The organism is Mycolicibacterium cosmeticum, from assembly GCF_000613185.1.
GTDB classification, from domain to species: Bacteria; Actinomycetota; Actinomycetes; order Mycobacteriales; family Mycobacteriaceae; genus Mycobacterium; species Mycobacterium cosmeticum.
The window spans coordinates 955931-973305 of the sequence record NZ_CCBB010000001.1; the positions used below are offsets into that span (position 1 = coordinate 955931).

Here is a 17375-nt window from a genome sequence, read left to right on the forward strand (position 1 = left end):
TGCGAAAGCGACGGCAGGTCCTGATGCCACCTTCGACCGTCGAACGGCTATGTTTCGAAGCAGCCGCCATACCGACGTCGATGTCTGGAGAGAACTTTCCCGTGCTGCCCGAACACAGCTCGCCCAAAGCCGCTCGTATCCTCGAAGCCGCGGGTCAGCTGCTGGTCGCTCGCGGCGCCAAAGGTGTCACCATCGCCGACGTCGCGCAGAAGGCGTATGTGGGCAAGGGCACCGTCTATCTGTACTGGGCGAGCAAGGAAGAGCTCCTGCTCGGCCTCATCGGCCGAGAATTCCTCGCCGTCGCCGAGACGTTGACGGCCGAGCTCAACCGGGACCCCGACTGTGCGCGCCCATCCCGGTTCTGCCCGCTTGCGTTGAACACCATCGACGCCAGCCCCTTGGTTTCCGCATTGCAGGCGCACAACGATTCGATTCTCGGCCTGCTCACCGACCATCCGCTGTCCACGAGCATCTATGAAGCGCTCGGACCGGTGGCAATGCTGCGAACGATCGTGCCGATCTGGCGTGAGTGCGGATTGGCCCGCACCGAGTGGGATGCCGGCGACCAGATTCTTGCTGTGCACGTGTTGATCTCAGGGTGCATCATCGTCAGGGCCGAACCCGCACTCCTGGAAACGACCAGCGACCCCATCGCGGTTTTCGCACGCGCCATCGCCACCATGCTGGAAACCGAGGATCCGAGTCGGGACCAGGTCGAGGCAGCCGCGGTCGCGATCAAGAAGTTCCTCGCCGACGGCAGCGCGAAGGTGCTGGAGCTCATCAGCATGCCGGGGGCCGCTGAGTAGCAGCACGCCGCTCATGCCGTCGCGATGTCCGGATCGTCCCGAAGGGGGCGCCCGCGGCTGCGGTACAGCGCGGCATCGGCGCGGCGGTACAGGACGGCGATATCGGCTTCCGGTGAAGCCGCGGTGGCGGTGCCGAAGCTGACCTCGGGCGTCTTCGCCCGCACGGTGCGCAGGAATTCGCCGACGACGTCGGGAAGCCCACCGACGATGCAGACGGCGAACTCATCGCCGCCCAGCCGGGCCAGCGCCGCACGCCCGGACAGCGCCCGTTGCCATTGCCGGGCGTACTCGGTGATCCGGCGGTCCCCCGCCTGATGGCCATAGGTGTCGTTGAGACTCTTGAGCCCATCGATATCGAGTGCGATCACGGTGACCGGCACCGCCGTCCGGCATCGGCTCAGCAGGGTCGAGGTTGCGATCTCCCAGCCGGCGCGATTGAGCAGACCGGTCAGAGGGTCGGTGCATGCCGCGCCGAACATGGCCCGGATCAGCAGGCCGAAGGACTCGGCCGCGGCGGCGATGGCGACGGCGATGATGAGAAAGGTGATCACCCCGACGTGCCGCGCCGGGGCGATGGCCACGGCACCGGCACACGCCGCGATGAGCACGGTGATCAACGCCCACGCCCGGGCCGGCGGATGAAAGGCCCGAAGGTACATGGCGAGGAACATCGGCGCGATCAGGCACACGTATTCGGCGGTCATCGTGACGTGGAAAGCCATCACGATCGGAGTCGCCGCGATCGCGGCCGCCGTGGCCACGGCGACGCGCTGCGGCCGAAAGGCCGAGTACACCAGCGCGGTGACCCCCAGCACGATCGCGACGATGCCGCCGACCGGGTTGCCGTACGCGATGTCGGTGCGTACCGGGAACAACGTGAACACCACGCCGTACGCATACAGAAAAGTGGTCGCGCTCAAGTAGATTCGCAGTAGCCGCACCTGCTGCCTGCGCCCGGCATGGGCGTCGGCCCCGGCGGGCCACCTCAGGCGGTACATGACCGTTAACCTGCCTTCGAGTCCGGTGATCGTCAACTGAGAAGTCTGCGCGGCCGCGACGCCCCTGTGGCCGGCCTCACCTTTTCGGCTTGACGCCACCCGGTCACTAATCCACACTTGCAGGCATCCGCAGTCAGATTTCCACATGGATGGGTGCGCATGCTTCCGGTTGTTCGGCACGACGCCATCGTCGACGCGGTCAATGCCGCGTCGACGATCAGCACGGATGAGCTCGTCCGGATGCTCGGGGTCTCCGCCGAAACCGTGCGCCGTGACCTGGCCCTTCTCGAGGAACGCGGGGCGATCCGCCGGGTGCACGGCGGCGCCGCGACCGTCGCACCGCGCGGCGAGGAGCCGTCCTTCACCGAACGGGCCGGCATCCATCGACCGGCCAAATCGGAGATGGCCCGGCTGGCGGCCGGACTGCTCGAGTCAGGACAAACCGTCACCATCGACATCGGCACCAGCGCCGTCGAGGTGGCCAGGGCCATCCCGCACGGCTGGCGCGGCACCGTGGCCACGCCCTCGCTGCTGGTCGCCGTCGAACTGGCGGGCCGGCCCGGCATCGACGTCCTGGTGTCCGGCGGACGCGTCCGTGGCGGTGATCTGGCCTGCTCGAACGGGCACGCCAAGGCGATGTTCACCGATCTGTACGCCGACATCGCGTTCATCGGGTCCGGCGGCGTGGACGCCACCGCCGGACTGACCGACTACCACCTCGACGAGGTGGACGCCCGCCGCACCATCATCGCCAACAGCGCCCGATCGTTCATCCTCGCCGACTCGTCGAAGCTCGGTCAGATCGCACCCCATCGGGTGTGCGGACTGGCTGCGGTCAGCGGGCTGATCACCGAACGGGATTCCGCTCCGGCGGTCACCGCGGCCATCCGCGAGGCGGGAGGTGTCGTGCTGTCAGCGTGACGGCCAAAAGGGTGCGGGCGGCGTTGCAGCGCCGCCCGCTGGACCGAACATTCAAAACCAGTCAGAAAGCACGATCCATGACACATACTCCCACATCCGCGGACCCGGCCGACGCGTCCGGCGTCGCCCGCTTCGGCTACCGCGAATCCTTCGAGCGCACCACCGGCCGATTCGCCTCGTTCGCGGTCGCCTTCGCGTTCGTCTCGATCGCCACCGGCATCTTCACCACCTACGGAAGCGTTCTCAATTCCTCTGGCCCGCTGGGCATCTGGACCTGGCCCATCGTGGTCATCGGCCAGCTCGCCGTCGCCCTGCTCATCGGAGCCCTCGCCGCGCGGATACCCGTCACCGGCTACGCCTATCAGTGGGTGTCGCGGCTGGCCAATCCCGTGCTCGGTTGGATCACCGGATGGGTGTCCTTCACCTTCCTGGCCATCGTGGTCAGCGCCGTCGACTACACGGTGGCCGCCACGGTGCTGCCCGCCCTGTTCGGCTTCCAGGGCACCCCGGCCACCGCATTTCTGATCACCGCGACCGTCCTGGTGTTGCAGGCTGTCCTGGTGGGTCTGTCGACGAAATGGACCGAGCGGGTCAACAACTTCGCGGTGACCGCCGAGCTCATCGGCATGGTCGCGCTGGTGGCGTTGCTGCTCATCGTCGGCGTCATCGCACACAAGCTGCACGTCGGCAACCTGTTCTCCACCGGGGACGTGTCACCCGAGAATTACTGGAGCTTCGGGACTGCGACCTCGGCCGGCCCCTGGATGCTCGGCTTCCTGCTGGGCGCCTTCACCATCGTCGGATTCGAATCCGCCGCCAATCTCGCCGAGGAAACCAAACGGCCGGAAGTCGTTGTCCCCCGCGCCATGTGGCAAGCGGTGTTGGCGTCTGGTGTGCTCGGCTTCCTGTTCCTGCTCGTGGTGACGGCGGCGGTGAGCAACCCCGGCGAGCTCGCCGAGTCCGGCACCCCGATCGCCGACGTCATCCAGGACATCCTCGGATCGTTCGTCGGCACCGCGCTGCTGGTGCTGGTCGCCATCGCGATCTTCGCGTGCGGTCTGGTCATCCTGATGACCGGGGTCCGGCTGGTGTGGGCCATGTCGCGCGACGAACGTTTCCCCGGCTGGCAGGTGCTGCGCACCGTCTCCCCGCGCTTCAAGACGCCACTGAACGCCACGGTGTTCATGACCGTCGTCGCGGCGGCCATCCTCGGGTTGTTCTCCACCAGCACCGACGCCCTCTTCAAACTGTTCTCGGCCGCAACGCTTCTGCCCGCGATCATCTACGCAATCACCGTGGCGCTCTACATCACCAAACGGCGCCGGCTTCCCCGCAGCGCCGGCTTCAGCCTGGGCCGATTCGAACTGCCGATCATCGTCGTCGCGGTGGTGTGGCTGGTGTTCGAACTGTCGTTGTTCCGCGACGCCTCCTTCCGTGACCCCTGGCTCTACGTCCTGGTGATGGTCGTCCTCGGTGCCGTCTACCTCGGCTACCTGCTGGTCACCCGCGGCACCCGTGGGCTCCGGATGCCCGAGATGCGGTCCATCGACGCCGAACTAGACGAAGCGGCCACGCCATGACGGTGCTGGCCATCGATCAGGGCACCTCGGGCACCAAGGCCATCGTGGTGGACCCCGCCGACGGCGTCTGCGGGGTCGCCGAGGTGCCGGTGCACCCGCGGTATCTGGACGGAGGCGGGGTGGAGCAAGACCCCGGCGAGCTGTTGGAGTCGGTCCTGGCGGCCGGGCGCGCCGCCGTCGCCGAGGCGCACCGGCCCATCGCGGCGGTGTCGCTGGCCAATCAGGGCGAGACGGTGTTGGCCTGGGACCCGGCCAGCGGACGCCCACTGACCCAGGCCATCGTCTGGCAGGACCGCAGAGCCGAAGCACTGTGCTCGGAACTGTCCGAGCACCGCGAAACCCTGACGGCACGAACGGGCCTGGTGCTCGATCCCTATTTCTCCGCACCCAAGATGGCGTGGCTGCGCCGCAACGTCGAGTCCGCGGGTGTCGTGACGACCTCGGACACCTGGCTGCTGCACCAACTGACCGGCGAGTTCGTCACCGATGCCACCACCGCCAGCCGGTCGCTGCTGACCGACCTCGGCGGCGACGGCTGGAGTGCCGACCTGCTCGCCCTGTTCGGGCTCGCCGGGGAGTCGATGCCGAGGATCGCCGGGAACGACGAGATCGTCGGCGCCACTTCGGCATTCGGAGGCGATGTTCCCGTCGGCGGTATCGTCGTCGACCAGCAGGCGGCATTGCTGGCCGAAGGCTGTCTGGCGGCGGGCACCGCGAAATGCACGTTCGGTACCGGCGCCTTCCTGCTGGCGAACACCGGCAACACGCCGGTGCTCTCCAGCACCGGGCTGACCTCGTCGGTGGCCTGGCGAGTGGCCGGGCGCGACACCTTCTGCGTCGACGGGCAGGTCTACACCGCCGCATCGGCGGTGCGCTGGCTGGCCTCGCTCGGCATCATCACCGGCGCCGCCGACCTGGACGCTGTCGCCGCCGCGGACAACGCCGGTGTGCTGTGTGTCCCCGCCCTGGCCGGCCTGGCCGCGCCGTGGTGGCAGTCGGGTGCCACCGCAACGTTTTCCGGGATGACGCTGTCCAGTGAACGCGGCCACCTGGTGCTGGCGCTGTTGCAGGGCATCGCCGCCCAGATCGGGGAGCTGGTGACCGCCATCGGACCGCAGACCACACTGACCCGGCTGCGCGCCGACGGCGGGCTGACCCAGTCCAGGGTGCTCATGCAGGCGGTCGCCGATATCTTGCAAGTGCCCGTCGACGTATACCCGTCACCACATGCCACGGCACTGGGCGCCGCGGCGCTGGCCCAACTGAGCCTGCATCCCGCCCGGGGGCTGCCCGGAGTCGTCCCGCACTGGTCGGCTTCGGCGAGTTACGAACCGGCCTGGAGCCCCGAGCGTTCCGCCGAATTCCGTTCGCTGTGGCGAGCCTTGGCCTCCACCACCTACCCGCACCCTAGGAACCCCGAGTGAACACCACCCATGACGTCGCCGTGATCGGCGCCGGTATCGTCGGCGCGGCCATCGCCCGCGAACTGTCCGGCCACCAACTGTCGGTGGCGTTGCTCGACGCCCGAGATGATGTCGGCGACGGCACCAGCAAGGCCAACACCGCGATCCTGCACACCGGGTTCGACGCCAAACCCGGCACGTTGGAATCCGCGATGGTCAGCCGCGGCTATCGGCTGCTGTCCGAATACGCCCGCCACACCGGCATCCCGATCGAGCACACCGGCGCCATCCTGGTCGCCTGGGACAACGAGCAGCTCGACGCCCTGCCCGGCTTGCGCGACAAGGCCGTCGCCAACGGCTATCGGCACTGCGAGATCATCGACGCGGCAGAGGTCTATCGGCAGATTCCGCACCTCGGCCCCGGCGCCCTGGGCGGGTTGACCGTCCCCGACGAGTCGATCATCTGCACGTGGACGGTCAACCTGGCACTGGCCACCGACGCCGTGCACCGAGGCACCACCCTGCTGCGGGGCCACCGCGTCGAAAGCGTCGACGTGGGACCGGAGTTCACCACGCTGCACACCACCGCCGGGCCGGTCACCAGCCGCTGGGTGGTCAACGCGGCGGGGCTGGGTGCCGACGTCGTCGACGCCCGGTTCGGCTTCGAACGGTTCACCGTGACACCACGGCGCGGCGAGCTGATCGTGTACGACAAGCTGGCGCGCCGGCTGGTCGACAAGATCGTGTTACCGGTCCCCACCGCCCGTGGCAAGGGGGTGCTGGTGAGCCCGACCATCTACGGCAACGTCATGCTGGGACCGACCTCCGAAGACCTGCAGGACCGCACCGCGACCGGCACATCCGAGGCGGGATTCGAGTTCCTGCTGGACAAGGGTCACAAGCTGATGCCCGATCTGCTCGCCGAAGAGGTGACCGCGACGTACTCCGGCTTGCGCGCCGCCATCGACCACGGCGACTACCTCGTGGCCCCCGACGCCGCCCAGCGGTACCTGCTGGTGGGCGGCATCCGGTCCACGGGCCTGACCGCCGGTATGGCGATCGCCGAACACGTCGTGAATGAATTGCGTTCGGCAGGACTGGATCTCGTACCCAAGCATGAGCTCCCGGAGCCGCCGCGGATGCCGAACCTGGGTGAGGCGTTCATCCGCCCGTACCAGGACGCCGACCGCATCGCCGCCGACCCCGCGTACGGCAAGATCGTCTGCTTCTGCGAGCGGGTCACCGCGGGTGAACTGCGCGACGCCTGCCGCTCCCCCATCCCCCCGGCAGACCTCGACGGCCTGCGCAGGCGCACCCGCGTCATGAACGGGCGTTGCCAGGGCTTCTTCTGCGGCGCCGAAGTCCAGGAGTTCCTGGACGCCACGCCGACCGGCGCGGTGCACGCACGCACCACCCATCCCGAGGAGATCGCACTGTGAGCACCACCAAGACCGTCGACGTCGTGATCGTCGGCGGCGGACCGGCCGGTCTCACCGCGGCGGCCGAACTCGCCCCCGACCTCGATGTGGTCGTGCTGGAACGGGAGTCGGCAGCCGGTGGTATACCCCGGCACAGCGACCACCCGGGATACGGCATCCGCGACCTCAGACGTTTCCTGAGCGGCCCCGAGTACGCCCGCCGGCTGGTCCGCCGGGCAACCCACGCCGGCGCCACCATCCGCACCGACACCATGGTGACCGGCTGGGCAGGCGACCGCGCGCTGGAAGTCACCTCACCGCAAGGGCGGTACCGCCTCGACGCGGGTGCCGTCATTCTGGCGACCGGGGCCCGCGAGCGGCCCAGGCCGGCGCGGATGATCCCGGGCGACCGGCCGTCCGGTATCTACACCACCGGTCTCCTGCAGAACCTGGTTCATCTCAAGCACCGCGCCGTCGGCCGGCGTGCGGTCGTGGTGGGTGCCGAATTGGTCAGTTACTCCGCGGTTCTCACTCTCCGGCACGCCGGATGTGAGACCGTGCTGATGACCACCACGCACTCGTCGCCGGAGTCCTACGCGGTGTTCAACCTCGCCGGCCGCTCGCCGTTGTTGGGACTGGAGGTGGCCACCCGCAGCAGGGTGGCCCGCATCATCGGAAAGCCGGCCCTGGAGGCGGTGGAAGTCGAAGACCTCGACACCGGTCGGCGCCGCATCGTGGACTGCGACACGCTGGTGCTGACCGGCGACTGGATTCCCGACAACGAACTGGCCCGTAGCGCCGGGCTGGACATGGACCCGAAAACCCTTGGGCCATTGACGGACACCGCATTGCGGACCAGCCGTCCCGGCGTTTTCGCGGTGGGTAATCTGTTGCACCCGGTGGACACCGCCGATATCGCGGCGCTCGACGGGCAGCACGTCGCCGACCCGGTGCGGGCTCACCTGCGTGGTGTGACGGCCACCGAGGACGGGTTGCGGCTGCGGGTGCAGGCGCCACTGCGGTGGATCACCCCGGGCATCGTGCGCCCGGGCGACGACGCGCCGTCGCGTGGACGGCTGCTGTTGTGGACCGATCACCTGGTCCGCGTTCCGACGGTCACGATCCGCCAGGACGGCCGGGTCATCGCCCGAAAGACGTTGCCCTGGCCGGCATCACCGGGGCGGGTGTTCCGGGTGCCGTCCCGTTTGCTCGACGGTGCGGACCCCGGGGGCGGACCGGTGACCGTCTCGGTCACCGGCTGACGTCAGCTGGCGGGCACCAGGTCGGCGGCCACCGCCGGACACGACATCACGCCGCAGCGGAAGGCCTCGACCCGCTCGACCGGGTGCGCATCGCCGACGGCGGCCAGCGCCTGGGCCTTGAACGCCCGGGCAGCCGCGCTGAGCTCGTGCAGCATGGAGTCCACCGTGCTGTCCAACTCCTGCGGCCAGCTCTCACCCCACAAGGTCACCTCGGTGAGGCCCTGGTCCAGGGCGCCCAGGACGCCGTCACGCACCCGCTCGTCGGCGACGAACAGGTCGGCGGCCACGGCGACCGTCTGGGGGTGCGGGCGCTCCTCCCAGTCGCGCATGGCGGTCTCCAGATCACCGGTCTGGACCCCGAGGATGCGCAGCGGGCGCAGATCGTCGTCACCGGAGATCAGCACCGTGACATCCCAGCCGGCCATCACCCGGTCGACCAGCCAGCCGCCGGCGGACCGGACCACGTCGGCCACACTCGGCGCCACCACGTCCAGCCGGTACCTCATGGCGTCGTCCTGCTCGGCGCGAAGTCGCGGGCCAGCGCCTCGGCGTAGCCCTTGAACACCTCGGCTAGAGGAATCGAAGGATCGAGTAGCCATGCGGTCTCCATTCCGTTGACGAAGGCGAGAATCTCCACGGCCTTGGTGGCCGGGTCCAAGTCGGTGCGGTAGCGGCCTTCGCGCTGGCCACGGCGGATGCCCGCGGCGACGATGTTCACCGCGGCCTGCTGGCGGGCCACCAGTCGGTCGTGCAACGGCGCGTCGGGCTGGATGTTCTCCACCAGCAGCACGGTGAAGGTGCCGACCAGGGCCGGTGCCCGGTCGAAGCGTTCGGCGACCCGCCCGATCTGGTCGATCAGGTCGGCGCCGCGGTCGGCGTGGGTGTCGTCGTCGAAGTCCCTGGCGTCGAGGACGGCGTGCAGCAAGGCTTCCTTCGAGGGGAAATGGTGCAGCAGGCCGGCGGTGCTGACCCCGGCCTCCCTGGCGATCTGGGCCAGCGAGGTGCTGCGCCAGCCGTTGCGGGCCAGCAGGGTCTCCGCGGCGGCGAGAATGCGCTGCTTGCGGTCCTCCCCCTTGGCGAGAAGCGACTCGTAGCGCCGGGATCCCCGCGTCGTCGCCGATATTGCTGTCACCGATCTCCTCGGGCTCGCCAACCAACCAACTGAACACACAGTAGGTTGGTTTACGCGCTGTGACAAGGGTCTCAGTTAACAAATTCCGGGCGCGCTGTCACGCCACCGGCGGCCGGGTCCGCCGCCGCCCTACGTTCAGATGGCCCTCACGGCGCAGACCACTCGCACTTTCGCGCCATCACGGCCATGTCAACGGCCTAACCGGCAGCCAGCCGGGGAAAGAGCGCCAGCGCATTGCCGTGGTCGATGGCGTCGCGTCCCGCGTTGTCCAGCCCCGGGAACACCTGGAGTCCTTCCCCGAAGTACCGGCCGACGACGGTCGGGCCGAACGGCCAGTCACTGCCGAACGTCACGTGCCCGGGCTTGGCGAAGGCCAACAAGGTGGGCAATGCCGCCGGGCTGGACGACAGCGCGGTGTCGAAGTAGAAGCCGGCAAATTCGTCGAGCACCGTGCCGGGATCGCGACCCGTTTCGCTGACGATCGCCAGCGCCATCCGGTGCGAGGCGTAGGGCACGAAGCCGCCGCCGTGACTGAGGATGAACCGGATGTTGGGGTACTTTCGCCGGATCCCGTTGCGGACCAACAGATACGCGGCGCGGGTGGTGTCCAGCAGGAAGTCGGTGGCCCACGGCAGCACGCCGGGTACGGCCGGGCCCGGCAGCTCGTCGGGATGGATGAACACCACCGCCGATCGCGCGTCCAGGGCCGCCCACAGCGGGTCCTGACCCTCCTCACCCAGATACACGCCGGCATTGTTGGCCAACAGCACCACTCCGTCGGCGCGCAACTCGTCGAGTGCCCGGACCGCCTCGGCCACTGCCGGATCGACATGGGGCATGGGAACGACGGCGAAGAAGCCGAATCGATCCGGTTGGGCCGCCACGAGATCGGCCGCATGGTCGTTCAGGTCACGCGCCAGCGCGGCGGCGTCAGCGGGTGCAGTCAGAAAATGCGTGCCGGGGGCCGACACCGACAAGATCGCCGTGTCGACGCCGAGTTCGGTCATCGCCGCCAGCGATCCGTCCGGGCTCCAGTCCGGCAGTGCCCGTCCGCCGGCATCCTCGATACCGGCTCGCCGCATCGCGTCCCGATACTCCGGCGGGATCATGTGGTGGTGGGTGTCGATGCGTGCCATGGCCGTGTCCTCCTCAGTTGTCGGGAATGCCGGCACCTGCGAGGGCCGGGACGGTGTCTTCGTGACGGGCCAGTGACCGAGCGCCCGTCGCGAACTGGGCCAGCTTGTCCACGATGGTCTGACCATGTGGCGTGTGACCCCAGATGCTGATGCCCTGGTATGTGGCGGGCTGCCACGTGGTTTCGTCGACGACGATCGGGTTCCAGCCCACCTCCCATTCGAAGCCGGACGGGGTGACGGCGTAGTAGGACAGTTCCCGGTCGTTGGTGTGCTGCCCGACATCGAGTGCCATGCCGAAGCCGAGCGCTCGCACACGTTCGTAGGATCGGGTCAGGTCGTCCAGATCCGCCACCTGGATGTTGAGATGTTGGACCCTGGTGCGAATGGGGTTGACCGGTAATCGGTTCACCGCCGCGATCGCCACCGAGTGATGGCGGGCGTTCATGCGCAGGAACCGGATCTTCAGCTTCATCCCGCTGATCGTCTCGTCGATGTAGTCGGAGAGCCGGGCGTCGAAGACCGCGTCGTAATAGCCCCGCATCTGGTGGGGTTTCTTGGAGGTGACGGCGACGTGGCCGATGCCGTACTGCCCCGTCACGAATCCGCCGGTCCCGAGGATCACCGGTTCGGTCGAGATCGCCGCCCGCACGAAGACCTCCTGATACAGCCCGTTGGGTCCCGGGAAGCGCACCAGGCGCTGCACCCCGCGCAGGGCGGCCTCGTCTGCGGTGCCCTCGGTGGCGGGAACGCCGTGTCCGCTCACCCGGCGCAGGATCTCGTCGAGGGTGTCGTGGTCGCGGGCCTGCCAACCCAAGGTGATGACGTCCTCGGCGGGTCCGCGCTGCAGCAGGAATCGGCAGGCATGCTCATCCAGCCGGAATCGCACCGCATCGGCGTCGGCATCGTCGACGTGCATGCCGATCGCTTCGCGGCCGAAGCGGCGCCACTCCGCGAACCGCTCGGTCTCGATCACCAGATAGCCCAGCCGGACCCGGCCGAAGACGTTCACGGCTCGAACACCGAAGGCTCGGAGAGGAATTCGGTCACGAGCCGGTTGAACAGGTCGGCGCGTTCCCACTGCATCCAGTGTCCGGTGCGTGATGTCATCACGAGTTCGGCATGTGGCAAGCTGCGCAGCAGCAGCGGCCCACCGGCCGGCCTGTTCACCAGGTCATCACGGCCCCAGAGGATCAGGGTGGGCGTGGGCAGCGCCTTCAGGCGAGGGTCGCGGGTCAGGTCCATTCGCCACAGGGTGCGCAGCGCCCACGGCCCGGATGGCCGCGTCAACGGCGGGTCGGCCACCACCTCCGGGTCGATCGATGCGGTATACCGGATGTCGATGAGCTCGTCGGGAACCGAAGCACCGTCGTAGACAAGGTAGTTACGGATGAAGTCGGCCAGTTTGGCTCGGCTCGGCCCGGCACCGGCGTAATAGGACAGCAAGCTGTTGAGTCCGCGGGTGGGCAGCGTCCTGGTGGTACCGATTCCGCCCGGGCCCATCAGGACCATCTTGCCGACGCGATGCGGGTGGTCCAGCGCGAGCCGCAGCGCCGCGGCCCCGCCGTAGGAGTTTCCGACCAGATGTGCGGTGCCGATCTGCAGTTCGTCGAGCAGACCGCGGACGGCATCGGCGAGCGAGCCGAACGGATCGCGTTTGTCGATCTTCTTCGTCGAGCGCCCGTACCCGGGCATGTCGGGCACGATCACCCGGAAGTGCCGTGCGAGTGCGTCGATATTGCGCGAATAGTTCGTCACGCCGGAGGCGCCGGGACCGCCGCCGTGCAAGAGCACGATCGCGGGGCCGGTGCCGGTTTCGGCGACGAAGATCCGCCGGTCGCCGACGGTGACGGTCCGTTCGGTGAGTGTGCTGGTCATGCGGGGGCTCCTGTCAGGTCGGTGCGGCGCAGGCCGGCCGGTGGTCTCGTCAGCGGGCGGCCTGATCTACTTGCGGTATAGACGAATCCGTCGGGACGCAGCACCACGGTGTCGGCCTTGCGGGCGCGCAGCCAGCGCACCAGTTCGGGCTGACTGACCCGCAGGGTCGTTGCTCCCATGCGCTGCCAGGCCTGGGCTCCCGGCGGCAGAGCAGCGGTGTGCAGCAACGCCCACCGCCCGTCCAGGTGATCGTCCAGCGGCTTGGTTTCGCCGTCATGGACGATGTGCGGTTGTGGTATCTGCCAGCCGACCGCGGGGCCACCGCCGGCGGCGAAGAACCCGGCGGTGTACCGGGCGGCCGGAATCCACCAGAACTTCTGCCCTTTCGTCAGGACGCCCGGCAGCCGGGTCAAGGCCCGCAGGATGTGGTTCCGCAGCGCGGCGATCACGGGCCGGCGTTCGGTGATGACCCGGCCCACCAAGACGGCGCGGCGGGTCACCTCGACCACATGTGGCTTGCGTTCTGCCTCATAGGAATCGAGCAGTTCTTCCGGGGCGCCGCCGGCCAGCACGGCCGCCAGTTTCCAGCACAGGTTGGCGGCGTCGCGCACGCCCGCCGACATCCCTTGCCCGATCCACGGTGGCATGGCGTGGGCGGCGTCACCGGCCAGGAACACCCGGCCGATCCGCCACCGATCGGCGACCCGGACATGGTGGCTGTAGACGACGGCCCGCAGGACCTCGACGTGGTCGCTCGTGATGCCTTGCGCGGCAAGGACGTTGCGTACCGCCTCGGCGGTGACCAGATGTCGCTCATCCTGGCCGGACCGGACCGGGTATTCCCAACGGTGGTGGCCGAGCGGAGTGGGGCAATCCACCATGGGCTGATCGGGATCGCAGTGGAAGCGTAAGCGGTCGTGAGCGTCCCACTCCTTGCGCACCTTGGTGTCGATGACCACCCAGCGTTCGCCGTAGGTACGTCCCGTGTATCCCACCCCGAGCAGACCGCGGGTCGGCGACGAGCCACCGTCGGCCGCGATCACATAGGACGCGCGCAGCCGGGTGAAGCCGTCGGTGCGCAGGTCGGCCAGCAGCAGTTCGGCGTGGTCGGCGGCGTTGGTGACGCGCAGGCATTCCCGCTCGAGGAGCACGTCGACGTTGGGGAACCGGGTTACCCCGTCGCGCAACACCTCGTCAACCGCCGGTTGGTACAGGAACTGCTGGGCGGGGTGGCCGCACCCCCGGCCCTCGATGACCGTCTCGACGAACGGCCGGCCGTCGGTATCGACGAAGGCCACCGGGCGGTTGGGCAACATGTCGCGCTTCAGCCGGTCGGCCAGCCCGACGGATTGCCAGATCCGCAGCACCTCTTCGTCGGTGGAGATGGCCCTGGCACGACCGTAGATATCGGGGTCGCGTTCGATCACCACGACTTTGAGGCCGAGCCGCCCCAGCAGGTTGGCCGCCGTGGCGCCGGTCGGGCCGTAGCCGATCACGGCCACGTCATAGGTGTCGCAGGTGTTCACAGGCCCTCCGGTTGATCTGTAGTGATCGCTACGGTACTGTAGCGATCACTACAGGGTCAAGAGTTGGGAGTGCCGGATGCCAGAAACCCCCAAGCCCCGCCGCAAGCGCGCCGACGGCGAGCTGTCGCGCGAGCGAATCCTTGATGCCGCCACCGAGATCGCCTCCGAGCGCGGTTATGAGGGCACCAGCATCTCGCTGGTCAGCAAGAAGTGTGGACTGCCGGCGAGTTCGATCTACTGGCATTTCAAGGACAAGGACGACCTGCTGGCCGCCGTCATCGAGCGCAGTTTCGGGGCGTGGCTGCAGTCCTGGCAGCTGCCCGCCGACGGTGAGCCGCGGGAGCGGATCAACGCCATGGCCATGCAGATCGCCAAGGCGCTGCTCGACTCCCCCGACTTCCTGCGCTTGGGCCTGATGCTGTCCCTGGAGCGCCGGCCGGTCGAGCCGCGAGCCCGCGCGATGTTCCTACAGGCCCGCGCGCAGGCCGCGGATTCGCTGTCCGAGACCCTGCGAGAGTTCACCACCGGACTCGACGAGTCGCAGCAGCGGCTGCTGGTGACCTACGCGATCGCCGGTGGTGACGGATTGTTCCTCGCCAAGGAGATCGGCGGCGATGCGGTCGACCTGCCCGCGCTGCTGGAGATGCACGCGAACGCGCTCTACGACACCGCGCGCCGGCTCATCGCCGAAAACGAATCGTGACCACCGGTGCCGCACGGGCCGCGGTGCCCGTCGTCGCCGCGGTCGGCCGCTCGGCGCAGGTGCGCTATGCCGAGGTGGTGACGTCCCTCGCCGCGCGGTCGACCGGGCCCGACACCCGGCGCGACATCGACGATCACATCGAACAAACCTGCGCCGCCTTGGTTTCCGACGGCGGCGCAGACATCGCGAAGGCGATCGTGGTGATCAACCCCGCCGACCCGCCGGTGCCGACGCGCTACACGGTGTACTGCCTGGCGGCCGGAGACTGTGACGCCGTGGCCGTCGAGCGCGATGTCACGGCCGCCGTCGACAGCGTGCGCGGTGGCCTGCCCGGACTCCGGCTCGCCAAGCCGGTGCAGTTCGAGGGCCTGGGGCCGGTGCACCTGCCGCGGGTCGGGCCGTTCTACGGCACCCGCGTCACCGCGCTGCTGGAGATCGGCACACCGTGAGCCACGACGTCTTCGTCAGCGATGTGACGTTGCGCGACGGCATGCATGCCGTACGTCACCAGTACACCCTGGCCCAGGCCGCCGCAATCGCCACCGCCCTGGACGCCGCCGGGGTGGATTCCATCGAGGTGGCCCACGGCGACGGCCTGGGTGGGTCGAGCTGTGTGTATGGCTTCGGCGCGCACAGTGATCTGCAGTGGATCGAGACGGTGGCCGGTGTCGTCGACCGGGCGCGGGTGGTCACGCTGGTGCTGCCGGGCATCGGCACGCTGCGCGACCTGCGCGACGCACGGCACGCCGGCGCCTCCGTCGTCCGGGTCGCGACGCATTGCACCGAGGCCGATATCGCGGCCCGGCACATCGCGGCCGCGCGCAACCTGGGCATGGACACCGCCGGCTTCCTGATGATGAGCCATCTGGCCGAACCGTGGCAGCTCGCCCAGCAGGCAAAGCTGATGCAGGACTACGGCGCCACCTGTGTGTACGTGGTGGACTCCGGTGGCGCGATGACGATGCGCGATATCGCCGACCGGGTCACGGCACTACGCCAAACCCTCGACGCGACAACCGGTATCGGCATCCATGCTCATCACAATCTCTCGCTGGGCGTGGCCAACTCCATCGTCGCGGTCGAACACGGCGCCGACCGGGTCGATGCCTCGCTGACCGGGATGGGCGCCGGCGCAGGCAACGCCCCCCTGGAGGTGTTCATCGCCGCCGCGACCAAACTCGGCTGGCGCCACGGCTGCGATCTGCACGCCCTGCAGGACGCCGCCGAGGACCTGGTCCGGCCGTTACAGCAGCGGCCGGTCCGGGTGGACCGGGAAACCCTCACCCTCGGCTTCGCGGGCGTGTATTCCAGTTTCCTGCGGCACGCCGAATCGGCGGCACAGCGTTACGGCGTCGACGCCCGGCTGCTGCTCGAGGAGGCCGGTCGGCGGGGCTTGGTGGGCGGCCAGGAGGACATGCTGATCGATATCGCCCTGGGACTGGCCGGCCGACGGTGCGCTGAAACCGTTACAGACCGAGGTCTTTGGCGATGATCACTTTCATCACCTCGCTGGTGCCTGCGTAGATCCGGGCCACCCGGGCATCGGTGTACAGCCGCGCGATCGGGTACTCCATCATGTAGCCGTACCCGCCGAACAGCTGCAGGCAGCGGTCGATCACCCGGGCCTGCATCTCGGTGCAGAACAACTTCACCCGCGCCGCATCCGGTGCCGACAGTTCACCGTCCACGTGCAGGGCGACGGCCCGGTCCAGCATCGCCTGGGCGGCCTCGACCTCCGCCGAACAGGCGGCCAACTCGAACTTGGTGTTCTGGAAGGACGCCACCGGGGTGCCGAAAGCCTTGCGGTCCTTGGTGTAATCGATGGCCGCAGCGATCGCCGACCGGGCTTGGGCCACCGAGCCGACCGCGACCGTGAGCCGCTCCTGGGGCAGGTTGTGGCCGAGATAGCCGAACGCCTCGTCCACCTCACCGAGCACGTTGGCCGCGGGGACCCGGACGTCGGCGAAGGACAGCTCCGCGGTGTCCTGCACCTTGCAGCCCATCTTCTCCAGCTCACGGCCGCGGGTGAAGCCGGGCATCCCGTCCTCCACCACGAACAGGGTCAGCCCCCGTCGCCGGTTCTCCGGGTCGGTGGAGGTGCGAGCGACGACGACGACCAGATCGGCCTGCATGCCGCCAGTGATGAAGGTCTTGGCGCCGTTGAGGATCCAGTCGTCGCCGTCACGCACCGCGGTGGACCGCATGCCGGCCAGATCCGACCCCGTGCCCGGTTCGGTCATCGCCACCGCGGTCAGCAGGGTGCCGTCGGCCAGCCCGGGGAACCATCGCTTGCGTTGTTCCTCGTTGGCGTAGTGCAGGAAGTACGGCAGGATCACCTCGAGCTGGGTGCGCACCGTGGACAGGGTCACCAGGGCCCGGGCCGCCTCCTCCTGCAGCACCACGTTGTAACGGTAGTCCGGCTCGCCACCGCCGCCGTATTCCTCGTCGATGGCCATGCCGAGCATGCCGAGCGAACCCATCTTGGCGAACACCTCGCGGGGCATCCGGCCGCCCTTCTCCCATTCGGGATAGGCGGGTACGACTTCTTTTTCGACGAAGTCACGGGCGAGTTCACGGAACGCCTGGTGGTCCTCGGTGAAGAGATTGCGTTGCAC

The 17375-nt window shown here is 68.6% G+C and carries 17 protein-coding genes; 9 read left to right on the forward strand and 8 right to left on the reverse strand.

Going from position 1 to position 17375, the window contains the following annotated elements; translation table 11 throughout:
* Nucleotides 1-80 precede the first annotated feature (80 nt).
* Nucleotides 81-806, forward strand: coding sequence for a TetR/AcrR family transcriptional regulator (locus BN977_RS04580; RefSeq protein WP_036396514.1), 726 nt, complete (start codon nt 81-83; stop codon nt 804-806).
* Nucleotides 807-817: 11 nt separating this feature from the next.
* Here BN977_RS04580 and BN977_RS04585 read toward each other — a convergent pair whose 3' ends face one another.
* Entirely contained in the window at nt 818-1804 is a 987-nt protein-coding gene (locus BN977_RS04585) for a GGDEF domain-containing protein (protein ID WP_036396515.1), read from the reverse strand.
* 159 nt (nt 1805-1963) lie between these two features.
* Between BN977_RS04585 and BN977_RS04590 the strand changes: the two genes are divergently transcribed.
* The 5 genes from BN977_RS04590 to BN977_RS04610 all read left to right on the forward strand — a co-directional run bounded on the left by BN977_RS04590 (nt 1964) and on the right by BN977_RS04610 (nt 8388).
* The gene (locus tag BN977_RS04590) at nt 1964-2725 is read left to right on the forward strand and encodes a DeoR/GlpR family DNA-binding transcription regulator (RefSeq protein WP_036396516.1); all 762 of its coding nucleotides are present in this window, start codon (nt 1964-1966) and stop codon (nt 2723-2725) included.
* A 77-nt stretch (nt 2726-2802) separates the two neighbouring features.
* Nucleotides 2803-4305, forward strand: a complete 1503-nt coding sequence (locus tag BN977_RS04595; protein WP_036396518.1) for an amino acid permease — start codon at nt 2803-2805, stop codon at nt 4303-4305.
* Nucleotides 4302-5729 (forward strand): FGGY family carbohydrate kinase, encoded by a 1428-nt coding sequence (locus BN977_RS04600; protein WP_036396520.1) that lies wholly within the window; start codon nt 4302-4304, stop codon nt 5727-5729. The genes BN977_RS04595 and BN977_RS04600 overlap by 4 nt, the downstream gene beginning before the upstream one ends.
* The gene (locus BN977_RS04605) at nt 5726-7147 is read left to right on the forward strand and encodes an NAD(P)/FAD-dependent oxidoreductase (protein ID WP_051561055.1); all 1422 of its coding nucleotides are present in this window, start codon (nt 5726-5728) and stop codon (nt 7145-7147) included. The genes BN977_RS04600 and BN977_RS04605 overlap by 4 nt, the downstream gene beginning before the upstream one ends.
* Entirely contained in the window at nt 7144-8388 is a 1245-nt protein-coding gene (locus BN977_RS04610) for an NAD(P)/FAD-dependent oxidoreductase (protein WP_036396522.1), read from the forward strand. Before BN977_RS04605 ends, BN977_RS04610 begins: the two co-directional genes overlap by 4 nt.
* A gap of 2 nt (nt 8389-8390) precedes the next feature.
* On the opposite strand, the gene BN977_RS04615 is transcribed toward BN977_RS04610, so the two are convergent.
* From BN977_RS04615 to BN977_RS04640, 6 genes are all read right to left on the reverse strand, one after another.
* On the reverse strand, nt 8391-8894 hold the full coding sequence (locus BN977_RS04615; RefSeq protein WP_024452201.1) for a hypothetical protein: 504 nt from the start codon (nt 8892-8894) through the stop codon (nt 8391-8393).
* The gene (locus tag BN977_RS04620; protein WP_036398429.1) at nt 8891-9511 is read right to left on the reverse strand and encodes a TetR/AcrR family transcriptional regulator; all 621 of its coding nucleotides are present in this window, start codon (nt 9509-9511) and stop codon (nt 8891-8893) included. The genes BN977_RS04615 and BN977_RS04620 overlap by 4 nt, the downstream gene beginning before the upstream one ends.
* Before the next feature lie 206 nt (nt 9512-9717).
* A complete protein-coding gene (locus BN977_RS04625; protein ID WP_036396524.1) occupies nt 9718-10656 on the reverse strand; it encodes an amidohydrolase family protein in 939 nt (312 codons plus the stop codon).
* Between the two features lie 13 nt (nt 10657-10669).
* Nucleotides 10670-11665, reverse strand: a complete 996-nt coding sequence (locus BN977_RS04630) for a VOC family protein (RefSeq protein WP_036396525.1) — start codon at nt 11663-11665, stop codon at nt 10670-10672.
* Nucleotides 11662-12531, reverse strand: a complete 870-nt coding sequence (locus tag BN977_RS04635) for an alpha/beta fold hydrolase (protein ID WP_036396526.1) — start codon at nt 12529-12531, stop codon at nt 11662-11664. The genes BN977_RS04630 and BN977_RS04635 overlap by 4 nt, the downstream gene beginning before the upstream one ends.
* Nucleotides 12528-14057 (reverse strand): bifunctional 3-(3-hydroxy-phenyl)propionate/3-hydroxycinnamic acid hydroxylase, encoded by a 1530-nt coding sequence (locus tag BN977_RS04640; RefSeq protein WP_036396527.1) that lies wholly within the window; start codon nt 14055-14057, stop codon nt 12528-12530. Before BN977_RS04640 ends, BN977_RS04635 begins: the two co-directional genes overlap by 4 nt.
* Nucleotides 14058-14133: 76 nt before the next feature.
* Here BN977_RS04640 and BN977_RS04645 point away from each other — a divergent pair, with 76 nt between their 5' ends.
* Genes BN977_RS04645 through dmpG form a run of 3 tightly spaced genes read left to right on the forward strand, consistent with a single transcriptional unit; the run spans nt 14134 to nt 16252 of the window.
* Nucleotides 14134-14760, forward strand: a complete 627-nt coding sequence (locus BN977_RS04645) for a TetR/AcrR family transcriptional regulator (protein WP_024452196.1) — start codon at nt 14134-14136, stop codon at nt 14758-14760.
* Entirely contained in the window at nt 14757-15209 is a 453-nt protein-coding gene (locus tag BN977_RS04650; protein ID WP_024452195.1) for a hypothetical protein, read from the forward strand. The genes BN977_RS04645 and BN977_RS04650 overlap by 4 nt, the downstream gene beginning before the upstream one ends.
* A complete protein-coding gene (gene dmpG / locus BN977_RS04655) occupies nt 15206-16252 on the forward strand; it encodes a 4-hydroxy-2-oxovalerate aldolase (RefSeq protein ID WP_036396528.1) in 1047 nt (348 codons plus the stop codon). Before BN977_RS04650 ends, dmpG begins: the two co-directional genes overlap by 4 nt.
* On the opposite strand, the gene BN977_RS04660 is transcribed toward dmpG, so the two are convergent.
* Nucleotides 16227-17375, reverse strand: coding sequence for an acyl-CoA dehydrogenase family protein (locus tag BN977_RS04660; RefSeq protein ID WP_024452193.1), 1149 nt, complete (start codon nt 17373-17375; stop codon nt 16227-16229). The genes dmpG and BN977_RS04660 overlap by 26 nt on opposite strands.

What these genes read in the sequence shown, in the direction of transcription:
- BN977_RS04580 (WP_036396514.1), top strand. Translation starts at nt 81, where the DNA reads ATGTCTGGAGAGAACTTTCCCGTGCTGCCCGAACACAGCTCGCCCAAA.
- BN977_RS04585 (WP_036396515.1), bottom strand. Translation starts at nt 1,804, where the DNA reads ATGTACCGCCTGAGGTGGCCCGCCGGGGCCGACGCCCATGCCGGGCGC.
- BN977_RS04590 (WP_036396516.1), top strand. Translation starts at nt 1,964, where the DNA reads ATGCTTCCGGTTGTTCGGCACGACGCCATCGTCGACGCGGTCAATGCC.
- BN977_RS04595 (WP_036396518.1), top strand. Translation starts at nt 2,803, where the DNA reads ATGACACATACTCCCACATCCGCGGACCCGGCCGACGCGTCCGGCGTC.
- BN977_RS04600 (WP_036396520.1), top strand. Translation starts at nt 4,302, where the DNA reads ATGACGGTGCTGGCCATCGATCAGGGCACCTCGGGCACCAAGGCCATC.
- BN977_RS04615 (WP_024452201.1), bottom strand. Translation starts at nt 8,894, where the DNA reads ATGAGGTACCGGCTGGACGTGGTGGCGCCGAGTGTGGCCGACGTGGTC.
- BN977_RS04625 (WP_036396524.1), bottom strand. Translation starts at nt 10,656, where the DNA reads ATGGCACGCATCGACACCCACCACCACATGATCCCGCCGGAGTATCGG.
- BN977_RS04635 (WP_036396526.1), bottom strand. Translation starts at nt 12,531, where the DNA reads ATGACCAGCACACTCACCGAACGGACCGTCACCGTCGGCGACCGGCGG.
- BN977_RS04645 (WP_024452196.1), top strand. Translation starts at nt 14,134, where the DNA reads ATGCCAGAAACCCCCAAGCCCCGCCGCAAGCGCGCCGACGGCGAGCTG.